Annotated in this window: 14 protein-coding genes and 2 pseudogenes; 5 read left to right on the forward strand and 11 right to left on the reverse strand. The window is 68.3% G+C overall.

Annotation, left to right across the window (positions count from 1 at the left end):
* Positions 1-100: 100 nt before the first annotated feature.
* The 6 genes from E3O42_RS05785 to E3O42_RS05810 all read right to left on the reverse strand — a co-directional run bounded on the left by E3O42_RS05785 (position 101) and on the right by E3O42_RS05810 (position 4,745).
* Entirely contained in the window at positions 101-940 is an 840-nt protein-coding gene (locus E3O42_RS05785; RefSeq protein ID WP_134453028.1) for an ABC transporter permease, read from the reverse strand.
* A complete protein-coding gene (locus tag E3O42_RS05790; RefSeq protein ID WP_134453029.1) occupies positions 937-1,944 on the reverse strand; it encodes an ATP-binding cassette domain-containing protein in 1,008 nt (335 codons plus the stop codon). Before E3O42_RS05790 ends, E3O42_RS05785 begins: the two co-directional genes overlap by 4 nt.
* Positions 1,945-1,973: 29 nt before the next feature.
* Positions 1,974-2,819, reverse strand: coding sequence for a DUF4097 family beta strand repeat-containing protein (locus tag E3O42_RS05795; RefSeq protein ID WP_134453030.1), 846 nt, complete (start codon positions 2,817-2,819; stop codon positions 1,974-1,976).
* Positions 2,820-2,930: 111 nt separating this feature from the next.
* Positions 2,931-3,419, reverse strand: a complete 489-nt coding sequence (locus E3O42_RS05800; protein WP_134453031.1) for a type II toxin-antitoxin system HicB family antitoxin — start codon at positions 3,417-3,419, stop codon at positions 2,931-2,933.
* A gap of 60 nt (positions 3,420-3,479) precedes the next feature.
* Positions 3,480-4,196: an MBL fold metallo-hydrolase gene (locus E3O42_RS05805; RefSeq protein ID WP_134453032.1), complete on the reverse strand. Its 717-nt coding sequence runs from the start codon at positions 4,194-4,196 to the stop codon at positions 3,480-3,482.
* A gap of 48 nt (positions 4,197-4,244) precedes the next feature.
* A complete protein-coding gene (locus E3O42_RS05810; RefSeq protein WP_134453033.1) occupies positions 4,245-4,745 on the reverse strand; it encodes a DUF6328 family protein in 501 nt (166 codons plus the stop codon).
* Positions 4,746-4,946: 201 nt separating this feature from the next.
* Here E3O42_RS05810 and E3O42_RS05815 point away from each other — a divergent pair, with 201 nt between their 5' ends.
* From E3O42_RS05815 to E3O42_RS05825, 3 genes are all read left to right on the forward strand, one after another.
* Complete coding sequence (locus E3O42_RS05815; RefSeq protein ID WP_134453034.1) at positions 4,947-5,612, forward strand: GAF and ANTAR domain-containing protein; 666 nt, start codon at positions 4,947-4,949, stop codon at positions 5,610-5,612.
* Between the two features lie 6 nt (positions 5,613-5,618).
* Entirely contained in the window at positions 5,619-6,374 is a 756-nt protein-coding gene (locus tag E3O42_RS05820; protein ID WP_134453035.1) for a GAF and ANTAR domain-containing protein, read from the forward strand.
* A gap of 107 nt (positions 6,375-6,481) precedes the next feature.
* A complete protein-coding gene (locus E3O42_RS05825) occupies positions 6,482-7,402 on the forward strand; it encodes a 5'-3' exonuclease (protein ID WP_134453044.1) in 921 nt (306 codons plus the stop codon).
* 7 nt (positions 7,403-7,409) lie between these two features.
* Here E3O42_RS05825 and E3O42_RS05830 read toward each other — a convergent pair whose 3' ends face one another.
* Positions 7,410-8,390, reverse strand: a complete 981-nt coding sequence (locus E3O42_RS05830) for an NAD(P)-dependent alcohol dehydrogenase (protein WP_134453036.1) — start codon at positions 8,388-8,390, stop codon at positions 7,410-7,412.
* The gene (locus tag E3O42_RS05835) at positions 8,387-9,100 is read right to left on the reverse strand and encodes a DUF4386 domain-containing protein (protein WP_134453037.1); all 714 of its coding nucleotides are present in this window, start codon (positions 9,098-9,100) and stop codon (positions 8,387-8,389) included. Before E3O42_RS05835 ends, E3O42_RS05830 begins: the two co-directional genes overlap by 4 nt.
* 111 nt (positions 9,101-9,211) lie before the next feature.
* Between E3O42_RS05835 and E3O42_RS05840 the strand changes: the two genes are divergently transcribed.
* Entirely contained in the window at positions 9,212-9,925 is a 714-nt protein-coding gene (locus E3O42_RS05840; protein WP_134453038.1) for a TetR/AcrR family transcriptional regulator C-terminal domain-containing protein, read from the forward strand.
* 9 nt (positions 9,926-9,934) lie between these two features.
* On the opposite strand, the gene E3O42_RS17935 is transcribed toward E3O42_RS05840, so the two are convergent.
* The 3 genes and pseudogenes from E3O42_RS17935 to E3O42_RS05850 form a co-directional block, all read right to left on the reverse strand.
* Positions 9,935-10,147, reverse strand: coding sequence for a hypothetical protein (locus tag E3O42_RS17935; RefSeq protein ID WP_166787903.1), 213 nt, complete (start codon positions 10,145-10,147; stop codon positions 9,935-9,937).
* A 61-nt stretch (positions 10,148-10,208) separates the two neighbouring features.
* Positions 10,209-10,409: pseudogene (locus E3O42_RS18460) on the reverse strand (permease prefix domain 1-containing protein); the annotation flags it as partial.
* A complete protein-coding gene (locus E3O42_RS05850) occupies positions 10,409-10,684 on the reverse strand; it encodes a PadR family transcriptional regulator (protein WP_338144928.1) in 276 nt (91 codons plus the stop codon). The gene E3O42_RS05850 and the pseudogene E3O42_RS18460, both read right to left, overlap by 1 nt.
* 199 nt (positions 10,685-10,883) lie before the next feature.
* On the opposite strand from E3O42_RS05850, the pseudogene E3O42_RS05855 reads away from it, so the two are divergent.
* Positions 10,884-11,751 (forward strand): annotated as a pseudogene (locus tag E3O42_RS05855) (hypothetical protein); the annotation flags it as partial.

The raw sequence follows: 11,751 nt of genomic DNA on the forward strand, positions 1-11,751 counted from the left end.
ACACCCCTAGCCAACCCCGGTACCACTCACATTGGCAATGGCACCGGCTGCTTAGCCCGCTCGAGCGTGCGCTGGGCACGCTCGAGCGGGCGGCGGGGCCTTAGGGGCGCACCGACTTGCGCTCGTAGATGACCATCGACCAGACGTAGCCGATGACCGTGATCACGACGCACCAGGCGACCGCGAGCACTGCGTTCCAGCCGAGCGGGGTGCCGAGCAGCAAGCCGCGGAAGGTCTCGACGATGGGGGTGAACGGCTGGTACTCCGCGAACCATTGCAGACCCGCTGGCATCGAGTCGGTCGGCACGAAGCCACTGCCGAGGAACGGCAGTAGGACCAGCAGGAGAGGCAAATTGCTCGCCGTCTCCACCGACTTGGCCTGCATCCCCATCCCCACGGCAATCCAGGTGATGGCACATGCGATGAGCGCGATCAGGCCGAAGGTAGCGAGCCATTCGATGGGGGTCGCGGTCGGCCGGAAACCGATCAGCACACCCACGCCGAGCACCAGCGCCACGGCGATGATCGCCTGGATGGTGTTGCCGAGCACGTGCCCGGCGAGTACCGCCGCGCGAGAGATCGCCATGGTTCGGAACCTCGCGGTGATTCCCTCGGTCATGTCCATCGAGACCGTCGTGGCGGTGCCACCGGCGGTGCCGGCGATGGTGATCGCCAGGATGCCCGGCATCACGTAGGCGAGGTACGCCTCGCGGCCGCCGGCCGGGTCCACGCCCGGCAGGCCGGCCCCGAGGGTGCCGCCGAAGACGAAGACGAACATCAGCAGGATCACCACAGGACCCACGATGGTGAACACCGACAGGCCGGGGTAACGGATCATGTGCAGCAGGTTGCGACGCAGCATCGTGATCGCGTCGGTGACGACGTAGGACTGATGATGGGTGCCCTGCATGGGCGGGCGCTGGGCTGTGATGGTGGTCATGACTCTGTTCCTTTCGTGTCGACCCCGCCGGATTGATCCTTCGTGCCGGTCAGCGCGAAGAACACGTCGTCGAGATCCGGGGTGTGGATGCTGACGTCGTCGACCTCGAGATGAGCCGCATCGAGGCGGTCCAGGACGCTGCGCAGCGCGCCGACACCGCCGGCGCTTGGCACGGTGAGCGTGAGCCCGGCGTTGTCTCGAGCAGAGCCGTCACGAGCAGAGCCGTCACGAGCAGAGCCGTCACGAGCTGAGCCGTCAAGCAGGCCGGCGGCGGCGTCGAGCGCCGCGGCATCCGCGAACCGGAGCCGGATGTGACCGCCCGGAACGAGCCTCTTGAGTTCGTCTGGCGTGCCGTCGGCGACGATGCGGCCGCCGTCGAGCACCGCGATGTGGTCCGCGAGCTGGTCCGCCTCCTCGAGGTGCTGGGTCGTGAGCAGCACCGTGGTGCCCTCTAGCACCAGGCCGCGCACGATGTCCCACATCGTGTGCCGACTGCGCGGATCCAGGCCCGTGGTTGGCTCGTCGAGGAAGATCACGCTCGGTGTCGCGACGAGGGTCATCGCGAGGTCGAGGCGGCGGCGCATACCGCCGGAGTAGGTCGCGAGCGGCTTGCGCGCGGCCTCGACAAGGTCGAATTGCTCGAGCAGCTCGGCCACCCGGGTCTTCGAGCGCTTCGCGCCGAGGTGGCGCAGCCGAGCCATCAGCAGGAGGTTTTCCTCGCCGGTGAGCAGGCCGTCGACCGCGGAGAATTGGCCGGTGAGGCCGATTGCGGCGCGCACGCCGTCGGGGTCGCGCACGACGTCGCATCCCGCGACAGTGAGGGTGCCGGCATCCGGGCGCACGAGCGTGGAGAGGATGTGCACGGTGGTGGTCTTGCCGGCGCCGTTCGGGCCGAGCAGCGCGGTCACGGTGCCCGCGTTCACGGTGAGGTCGACGTCGTCGAGCACGGTCTTGGTGCCGTAGGACTTGCGCAGTCCCTGCACGGCGATTGCGGTGGTGGTCATGATGTTCTTCCCTTCACTCGGGTGCGCGCTCAGCGCGCGCGGTGGATGCTGATATCGCCGAACGCTGTGCGCGCACGCACCGCGACGGTCTGCTCGGACGGGCCGGGGACGCTGTCGCCGGCGAGTTCGTTGCGCAAGCGTCCGTTTTTGGAGGCCAGGTCGAGCCAGGCGGGAACGCCCTCGCGCACGCCGATGTTGATCTGGCCGAAGCCGCTCTCTACCTGCACCGCCCCGCTGGAGATCTCCCCCAACTGGATGCTGCCGTAGGCGGTCTTCGCCGACACGGCGGCGAGCGCCCGGGTGATCTCGAGGTCACCGTAGGAGAGCTTCGCGTCGAGGTCGCCGCCGGATTCTCCAATGGTGATGTTGCCGTGCGACGCCTTGAGGATGGCGTTGCCGGTGACAGTGCCGATCCGGAGCTGACCGTGGTCGGCCGTGATCTCGATGTCTCCCTCTGCGGCACCGAGGGTGGCGTTGCCGTTGCCGGCGCGCAGCCACAGGTCGCCGGTGGTGTCGACCTCGGCCGCACCGTTCGAGCACTTGATCCGGGTGGCGCCGAGGCGTCCGGTTGCGCGCACATTGCCCGACGAAACCTCGGCTGTGAGCCGCGATCCCGTGGGCAGCTCGATGAGCATGTCCACCGACTCGCTGGGGCCGATGATGCTGAAGCGGGGCTTCGGAGCGGTGATCGTGAGCCGCTGGCCGTCGAAGTCCACCGTGGTCTCCTCGGCACCGCGGCGGTCGACCGCCTTGGTCGGGCTGGTGGGTGAGACCGTCACGACGGTGTCGGTTCGGTCGCTGGCGATGACCTCGATCGCACCGACCGGTAGGTGGATGGCGAGATCGATGGGGGTGGGGGTGTTGTAGGTGGGCATGCTGATGCGTCCCTCTCTGTGGCTAGGCAATTCTGTGGGCTGGGCGAATTTGGGTACAACGGACCGACCCCGCGAGTGCGCGTGGCTGGAGTTTCTGGCGGGATGGGCGGGCTAGCGCGCCCAGCCCGCGAAATTGTCGCCGGTGCGCAGGGTGCGCTGCGCAGATCGACGTTGCTTGGGTTGCAGGGCGGCCGCCGTCGCGCGCACCAGCCAGGAGTTCACCGACAGGCCGTCAGCCGCCGCGGCTTCGTCCACCCGCGCCTTGAGGGCGTCCGGCAGGCGGAGCGTGGTGCGCGAGGTGCTCGCGTCGTCGAGGGCGACGGATGTGTCGGCCCGCTCGTCGCTGTCCGGCTCGCTGTTCGGCGCGGTCACGACGAACTCGATCTCGCGGCCGCGCAGCCGCAGGTCGACCGATCCGGGTGCGAGGTCGCGGGTGATTTCGCCGACAGCGGCCGAGAGAACGTCGAGGAGCACGAGCCGCGCCGCGGCGTCGAGTCCGGCGGCGAGTCGCTCGGCCACGGCACGAGTGTCCTCCGCGCCGTTCTCCGCGGCATCCACCAGCTGGCGCTGAAGGTCGTTGACGTACGGTCCAAGTTCCATGTCACCATCCTGACACCATGGGTGGTGTCATGTCAAGCATCGATGGTGTCAGAGTTGACGTCAGGCCCGGGCGGCCTGCTCCACCGCGGCGACCGCCGCCGCAACGCCGCCGTTCCATGGAGTGCCGTGTCCGGGCAGCACCCAGGTGGCACCCGTGGGGAGGAGCGCGCGGAGCGAAGCGATCGCCAGCTCCGGCTCATCCGTGAACGGTGCGGGCTGAGGCCCCATCTGACCGGTGAGTACGTGGCGGGTCGTGAGGCCGTCACCCACGAAGACGGCGTCGGCCATCGGCACATGGATGGCAATGCTGCCCGCGGAATGCCCGGGCAGACCGATGATGCGGGGTGAACCGGGCAGGTCGAGCGTCTCCCCGTCCTGCGCGTCCACGGTCTCGGTCAAGTAGGTGGTGCGCATGCCCCCCTTGCGCAGGGAGTAGGCCGCGAAGCCCAGGGTGGCGCCCACCTTCATCGTTTGGCGGGCATTCGCCGGCTTGTCGCCGCCCTGGGCCCGGGCCGCATCGGCCGGATGAACGTAGACCGGCACGCCGTGATCGCGTCGCAGTCGTTCGGCGAAGCCCAGGTGATCGCTGTCACCGTGCGTGAGAACGACGCCCTTCACCTCCTCGAGGGTGCAATCCATGCTGGTCAGCTCGGCGAGGAGCTCCCGCCACTGGCCGGCTAGGCCGGCATCGATCACGGTCACCCCGTCGGGAGTGTCGACGAGGTAGACGGCCACGATGTCGTTGCCGACGCGGCTAAGGTGCGGTCCCAGTCTCATGATGGCTCGACCATATCGCTCTTGTTGCCATCGTGCTCGTGTCCCGTCCTACGCCGAACGACGGATGGCGCGCGGCACCACAATCCAGAGCACCACGACCACGACGAGGATGAAGACCGCGAAAGCCACGCCCCAGGCCCTGCCGAGTACCAGGTCGAAGATGAGCAGCCCGATGCCGGCGACCGTGATGGCGACCCCCGCGAGAGTGGCCTGCACGAAATAGTCGGTGTACCGAATGATCCGGCCCTTCGCATGTTTGCGGAACAGCACTCGATGCAGGCTCACCGGCGCCAGGCCCACCAACGTCGTCAGGACCGAGGTGACCACTAGGACCAGATACATGTTGCGCTGAAACGCATCGAGGTCTTCGAACCGGGACTGGAAGACCGCGGCCAGCAGGAATCCGGTGAGAATCTGGGTGCCCGTTTGGATGACCCTGAGCTCCTGGAGCAGCTCATTCCAGTTTCGATCCAGGCGCTCATCCTGCGTTTCCCCGCGACCATCGTGGGCTGCGCCGGGTACTTCCGGAACCGGAGAGGCCTGAGACATTGGATGAACCTTCCGTGAGGGGGGCGGCACCATCGGCCACTGCGGGTCGAGAGTACTGAGGGTACCGCCGGGCATTCGTTGTCGCAGCCGGTAGGACTGGTCGACCGACGCCAGACAGGACTAACGTTGAGTTAGGTTTGGATTCGTTACGATGACACGTGCCCTTTTTGATAGTGACTATGGACACGGCTGGCGGTGCTGATGAGTGAAGTCTCGGGGACACCCCGAATGACGGGCGGGCAGCTGGCCTCCCCGTTTCTGGAGCTATTGCCGATCACCGGTGCGGCCATTTCGGTGATGGATCAGGACCGCCGTGCCTCGCTGATCCACGCCACCGACCCCACGGCCGCCCGGTTGGAGGAAATGCAATTCGACCTGGGTGAAGGCCCATCGTTCGATGCGTTCAGGACCGCGCTGCTCGTTTCGGTTCCCGACCTCGCCCTGGCCGACCGGTGGCCGGCATTCCTGCGGAGCACGGCCGAGCTCACCGTGGGCGCCATCTTCACCTTTCCCCTCATGCTGGGTGCAGCCTGCACCGGCACGGTCACCTGTTACCGCACCACCGCCGGGGCCCTCGATGATCAGGCTGCCAAGCTCGGCGCATCCTTGTGCAGCGCCATCGCCGGGCCCGCCTTCCGCCGCGCGATCGTCCTGGCCGAGCACGAATCGCAAGACGGCGAGGCACCGATCGAATCGCGGCGGGAGATTCACCAGGCGACCGGGATGGTTCTTGGTCAGCTGGATATCAGCGCAACGGATGCTTTCTCACGAATACGGGCCTACGCTTTTTCTAGCGGATACACCGTCCAAGATATTTCCCACGCCGTCGTCAGCCGGCGCCTCAATTTCGCAGAACTCCCGGAGTAGGTAGACATGCACGTCATAAGCCACGCGGCTGACAACACCCGTGAAGAGAGAATCAACGATGCCTTTGTGCGCGTGGCCGGCTCCCTGGTCGCCGACTACGACGTTGTAGATCTGCTGTCGACCCTCGTATACACCTGCACCCAGCTTCTCGACGTACAGGCGGGCGGCATCCTCCTGGCCGATGGTTCAGGGATGCTCGAACTGGTGGCCTCGACCAGCGAAGAGGCCGAAATCGTCGAGGTCATGATCGTCGCCGCCGGCGCCGGCCCGTGCATCGACTCCTACAAGACCGGTTCGGTGGTGAGCGTTCCCGAAATCGACGCGGACGCCCGCGACTGGCCGCGGTTTCGCCGCACAGCCCTCGACCAGGGGTTTCGGGCGGCCCACGCCACCCCGCTCCGGCTGCACGGCGAGGTCATCGGCGCGATGAACCTGTTGAGCACGGAGGCCGGCGCCCTCAGCGAGCGCGATGCGCAGCTCGCCCAGGCCCTGGCGGATGTCGCGACAGTCGGCATCCTGCACGAGCGCAGTTTTCGCCAGCCCGAGCTCGTGGCCGCCCAGCTCCACCTCGCGTTGGACACCCGAATTCTCGTGGAGCAGGCCAAAGGCGTTCTCGCCCAGGTGCGCTCCTGCACCATGAGCGAGGCCTTCGACGCCCTCCGCGAGTACGCCCGCACGCACGAGGTCAGCCTGCGAGCGGCGGCCGAGGGCGTGGTGAACCGCAGCATCTCCGCTGAGGCCCTGGTGGCCCAGCCCCACTAGCGGCCCAGCACTACTAGCGGCCCGGCCCCACTAGCGGCCAGCCGTCCCCTGCGCCGGCTCCCTAGGTGTGGCAAGATGCGGCCGTGACCACTCAACCCGAGCGCCGGATGCTCCTCGACACCGCCTCCCTGTATTTCCGCGCGTTCTACGGCGTGCCGGACTCGGTGCGCGCCCCCACCGGGGAGCCGGTGAACGCCGTGCGCGGGCTGCTCGACATGATCGCCCGGCTCGCCACCGAGTTCCAGCCCACCGAGATCGTGGCCTGCTGGGACGACGACTGGCGGCCGCAGTGGCGGGTCGACCTCATTCCCACCTACAAAACCCACCGGGTCACCGCGGAGCCTTCGGTGGATGCCGACCCCGCGATCGAGGTCGTGCCCGACCTGCTCACCCCGCAAGTGCCGATCATCCGCGAGGTTCTCACGGCGCTGGGCATCCCGATCATCGGCGCCGCCCACCACGAGGCCGACGACGTGATCGGCACCCTCGCCTCACACGCGTCGATCCCGGTGGACATCATCACCGGCGACAGGGACCTCTTCCAGCTCGTCGACGACTCCCGCGACGTGCGGGTGATCTACACCGGCCGCGGCATGGCCCGGCTGGAGCTTCTGACCGACGCGACCCTGACGGCCAAGACCGGCGTCACCCCGGCGCAGTACGCCGACTTTGCCGCGATGCGCGGCGACGCTTCCGACGGCCTGCCCGGCGTGGCCGGGGTGGGCGAGAAGACCGCGGCCGCGCTGCTGGCCGAGTACGGCGACCTCGATGGGATCGTGGCGGCGGCGGCCGACCCGGGTACCCCGCTGGGCGCGGCCGCGCGCACGAAGATCCTCGCCGCCGCGGACTACCTCACGGTGGCCCCGGCGGTGGTGAATGTCGTTCGCGACCTGAAGCTGCCGGACTTTGACGCCCGCATCCGCCCGACCACGCCCGAGCAGGCTGCCGAGCTGGAGCGCTTGTCGGACAGGTGGGGGCTCAGTTCGTCGATGCAACGCGCCCGGGAGGCCCTGGCTGCGTTGGTCTGAGCCCGGTCTAGGCCGGTCCGGCAATGCGCAGCACGACACTGCCCCGCTTGTGGCCGGCGTCGACGAAACGGTGCGCGGCCACAATCTCGGAGAGGTCATAGCTGCGGTCGATGACCGGCCGCAGGCCGCCCTGCTCCGCGAGGCCCACGAGAAACCGAAGGTCTTCCGTCCGGCAGTCCACGCCGCTGGCGCTGACCAGCTTTCCGCTCGTGCGAGTGCGGGACTTCGCGCGCAGGAGACCGTTGAGATCGGTGATGACGGCCAACAGGGCTCCGCCGGGGGTGATCAGCTGCTGCACCCTGTCGAAGGACGCGTTGCCGACGCAGTCCATGATGACGTCGTAGGTGTCGGGTTCGGTCGTGAAGTCCGAGCTTTCGTAGTCGATCACCCTGTCGGCGCCTAAGGCGGTGACCAGGCCGGCGTTCCGCGCCGCGCAGACCGCGGTCACGTGCGCACCGAGGTCCGTGGCCAGTTGCACCGCCGCGGTGCCGACCGCTCCTGATGCCCCGTTGACCAGCACCCGCGTGCCGGGATGGATGTCGGTACGGTTCAGGAACGCCCGCGCCGTGATGCCGCCGAAGACGAGCGCGACGGACTCGGCGAAACCCAGGTTGGCCGGCTTGGCCGTGATCGGTCCGTCCCGCCCGATCCGGGCGAACTCGGCGTGACCGCCGAACTTCGCGCCGAGCATCGCGATGACCTCGTCGCCGGGGGTGAACCTGGTGATCTTCTCCCCCACGGCTTCGACAACCCCGGCGGCGTCCATGCCGAGCACTCGCCGGCGAGGCTGGAAGAACCCCAGCCCGACCCCGGCCAGGAGACCGAGCCCCTTCGGTATGTCATGGGAGCGGGCCCGGTGGTCGGCGGCGCTCACCGTGCTCGCGAGCACCCGGATGAGCACCTCCTCCGGACCGGGTTTCGGGGTCGGGATCTCCTCGACCGAGACCACGTCGGCTGAGCCGAACCGCCGGTACACCGCGGCCCTCATGGGGTCACCTCCACGTGATCGGCGCCCACGCGTGCCATCCACTCGAGCGCGGCGGTGTTGAAGCCCTTGAGGACGAGCCACAGCGCGAGCGACACCTCCCAGGCGAACACGGGCAGCGCCACGAGCAGCCCGATCGGGGAGAACTGGCCGTACAGGCCGAAGATCACCAGCACCGTCGAGAGGGTGATGATCGCCCCGCCGGCCAGGCCAAGCACCGCGATGACGCGAGGCACCAGGCGGGAGGCGTACATGAGCGACGCCAGGAGGATCGAGCCGACGCCGAGCGCGAAGCCGGGACCGAACAGAAGCGTGCCGTCCTGCAGGGCCAGCAGCCCGGCCGCGACGGCCTCGAGCGCACCGTCGTCGACACCGGGAGGCTGCTGCCGCAGCATCAGCACGGTGAGCAGGCTGATCGTGCCGAGCATGATGATCGCGGCTTCGAGGATGCGGGCGGCAACGTAGGCCAGGGCCAGCGCCGGGCTCTGGCGGCGCAGAACCGGATAGAGGACCACGGCAGTGCCGACCACGGCGATTACGAGCACGACCTCGAACAGCACCCCGACGGCCACCATCGAGTCGCGTCCGGCGCCCAGGACATAGCCGGGCGTGTTCAGCACCGGGGCATAGAGCAGACGGCCGACGATCGCGCCGACTTCGGTGAGGAGAAAGAAGACGCCGGCGAGAATCGCGGTACGGCGAGTGGGAGACATGGGGGCTCCTTCAGGGTAAAGGTGTACAGCGTACACTCGGATGCACTGACCCTAAGGTGTACGCTGTACTCCTGTCAATGGGCATGGCTGATCTCGTCCGAAGGAACCACAATGGCTCAAGTTCTGGTGGCCCCGCGGGTGCGCCTCAACCGTGATCGCGTGCTGCAGGCCGCCGTCGGGCTGGCCGATCAGGTCGGCATCGAGGCGCTGAGCATGCGCCGTCTGGCCGAGGAGCTCGGTGTGGTGCCGATGGCGCTGTACAAGCACGTCGCGAACAAGGACGAGCTTCTCGACGGGATGGTCGAGGTCATCGTCGCCGAGATCGACCCGCCGGCCCGGGACGCCGAATGGAAGACGGCGGTGCGCCTGCGGGTGCTCTCGGCACGCCAGATGCTGCTGCGGCATCCGTGGGCCCGGTCGGTGCTCGAATCGCGCACCACGCCCACCCCGGCCGTGCTGGACTATCTGGAGTCCACGATCGGGATATTCCTGGCCGGCGGGTTCACGGTGGACCTCACCCACCACGTTATGCACGCCATGGGCAGCCGCATGTGGGGGTTCACCCAGGAGCTCTTCGACGCATCCGCCGACCCCGCCCAGCCGCCCGCCGACCCCGCCGCCCAGGTTGCACAAATACAGGCGATGACGGAGCGGTACCCCCAGATCCTGCAGATCAGCAATGCGGCCGCCCACGACGATTCGGTCGTGGCGCACGGCTGCGACGACAAATTCGAGTTCGAGTTCGCGCTCGACCTGCTCCTGGACGGCTTCGAGCAGCTGCAGGCCGCCGGCTGGTCATCCAGCCCGGCGACCCCCACCGCGTAGCCGGTCGGGTCAGGCGAAGCCGAAGACCAGCGGGAAGACTGCGACCACAACCAGCCCCCAGACCCCGTAGGCCGGCAGGTACCGGGTCTGCCAGCGCTCGAGCGCCGAGAACGGGCGTCGCCCGCGCAGGAACCCGACGGTGAGCCAGGCCCGCGCCGAGGGCGAAACCGACCACCACAGCGAGTTCCTGCCAGGCCGGCGCGCGGCCGTCGTCGGCGTCATCGGGCACCAGCACGAGCTGTTTCCAGAGCCGCTCGGAGTGCTCGCGAGCGAATTCGCGGGAGACGGCGTCGAGGTTGCCCAGCCGTTTGATCGCCACGAGGAAGGCCTCGTCGTGGTCGAGCCCGGTGGCCAGCAGATCTTCGATCTGCTCCCGCAGGTGGTCTGCCAGTTCCTCCACGTGGGCGGTGGCGATGGCCTGGCGCCGCTGCACATAGCCGCGCCACCGGTCGATCTCGGCTTCGAGGTCGGCGTCGAGGTCCATCAGGCCCACCCCTCCGTCGCGGCCGACGGCCGGGGAAGGTTCTGCCAGACTCGGCGCAGGGCATCCGTCACCACGGTCCACTGCTCCTGCCGCTCGGCCAGCTGTTCGCGGCCCGAGGCGGTGATGGCGTAGTGCTTGCGCCGGCGGCCGGCCTCGGACGTACCCCACAGCGAGGTCACGTAACCGAGACGCTCGAGGCGGTGCAACAGCGGGTAGAGCATCCCGTCGGTCCACTGCATGCTGCCGCCACTGAGCTCGCCCACCCGCTTGAGGATGGCGTAGCCCTAGAGGTCGCCGTCCATAAGAATCCCCAGTACCAGCGGGGTGGCCGCGATCGCGGACCCCCCTCGCGAACTGTGAGCTAAGCACCAGAATTTCTTGATTTGTGGGGCTTTTCTCACGGCTCGCGGATGTCTTGGCCCGGATGCGTCCGCGGGCGGGTGCAGTGTCAGTGGCAGGTGAGACGATCTCACTATGAGTAGCCCCGACCAGGCACCACCGCCCGCTCCGGACGATGACGACTACTCTCCGGAGCCCGCTCCACCTGGATCCACCCCCTCCCGTGTCGACCCGGCCGAAGCCGGGCCAACCCAGCCCACCCCAACCGAACCCACCGCTTTTGAGCCTTACGTCCCCGACCCTGCCCTGGACGAGTTGGTCTGCTCGGAGCTGGCCCGCCGCACTGAACTGATCGCGGCCCAGGCCCGCGTCATCGCGCACGCGCAGGCCCGGCAGGCCGAGTTCCTTGTCGATCTGCAGGGTTGGAGTGAGGACCCGCAGGTCTCCTCCCGCCTGCACGGCAACCCGGAAAGCATCCGGCTGGCCGACGTGAATGCGGCCACCCTGACCCAGGATCAAGCCCGCGCGGCCGCGTACAGCCGGTGGGAGGACCGGGACGTGGCCCGCCGCACCATCGTGAGTGAGACCGCCTGCCTCCTGCGCGTAGCCGAGCGCACGGTCGAGCGAATGATGGAGCAATCCCTCTGGCTGATGTCCGCCCCGGCCACCTTCGACGCCCTCTCCACCGGGCAGATCAGCTACCGCCACGCCACCGCGCTCGTCGACCAGATGCGCACCCTCCCCACCGACGACCAGGAAGCGTTCGAGCAAGCCGTCCTCCCGGCGGCGAAGACCCTGCCGGTGGGCCGGTTCACCGACAAGGCCCGCCGGGTGCGAGAAAAGCAGCACCCGGAGTCGATCATCACCCGGAACAAGAACGCCCTTGCTGAGCGACGCAGCTACTGGGAGGCCGCCCCGGATGGGATGGGCTGGTTGCACTGGTACGGCACCGCCCACGACACCAAGGCCGCCTACGACCGGATCAACACGATGGCCGTGACCC

This window comes from Cryobacterium adonitolivorans (genome assembly GCF_004402695.1).
In the GTDB taxonomy this organism is placed as follows: domain Bacteria; phylum Actinomycetota; class Actinomycetes; order Actinomycetales; family Microbacteriaceae; genus Cryobacterium; species Cryobacterium adonitolivorans.

Coding starts and splice junctions, on each gene's coding strand:
- E3O42_RS05785 (WP_134453028.1), bottom strand. CDS start 940: ATGACCACCATCACAGCCCAGCGCCCGCCCATGCAGGGCACCCATCAT.
- E3O42_RS05790 (WP_134453029.1), bottom strand. CDS start 1,944: ATGACCACCACCGCAATCGCCGTGCAGGGACTGCGCAAGTCCTACGGC.
- E3O42_RS05795 (WP_134453030.1), bottom strand. CDS start 2,819: ATGCCCACCTACAACACCCCCACCCCCATCGATCTCGCCATCCACCTA.
- E3O42_RS05800 (WP_134453031.1), bottom strand. CDS start 3,419: ATGGAACTTGGACCGTACGTCAACGACCTTCAGCGCCAGCTGGTGGAT.
- E3O42_RS05805 (WP_134453032.1), bottom strand. CDS start 4,196: ATGAGACTGGGACCGCACCTTAGCCGCGTCGGCAACGACATCGTGGCC.
- E3O42_RS05810 (WP_134453033.1), bottom strand. CDS start 4,745: ATGTCTCAGGCCTCTCCGGTTCCGGAAGTACCCGGCGCAGCCCACGAT.
- E3O42_RS05815 (WP_134453034.1), top strand. CDS start 4,947: ATGAGTGAAGTCTCGGGGACACCCCGAATGACGGGCGGGCAGCTGGCC.
- E3O42_RS05820 (WP_134453035.1), top strand. CDS start 5,619: ATGCACGTCATAAGCCACGCGGCTGACAACACCCGTGAAGAGAGAATC.
- E3O42_RS05825 (WP_134453044.1), top strand. CDS start 6,482: ATGCTCCTCGACACCGCCTCCCTGTATTTCCGCGCGTTCTACGGCGTG.
- E3O42_RS05830 (WP_134453036.1), bottom strand. CDS start 8,390: ATGAGGGCCGCGGTGTACCGGCGGTTCGGCTCAGCCGACGTGGTCTCG.
- E3O42_RS05835 (WP_134453037.1), bottom strand. CDS start 9,100: ATGTCTCCCACTCGCCGTACCGCGATTCTCGCCGGCGTCTTCTTTCTC.
- E3O42_RS05840 (WP_134453038.1), top strand. CDS start 9,212: ATGGCTCAAGTTCTGGTGGCCCCGCGGGTGCGCCTCAACCGTGATCGC.
- E3O42_RS17935 (WP_166787903.1), bottom strand. CDS start 10,147: ATGACGCCGACGACGGCCGCGCGCCGGCCTGGCAGGAACTCGCTGTGG.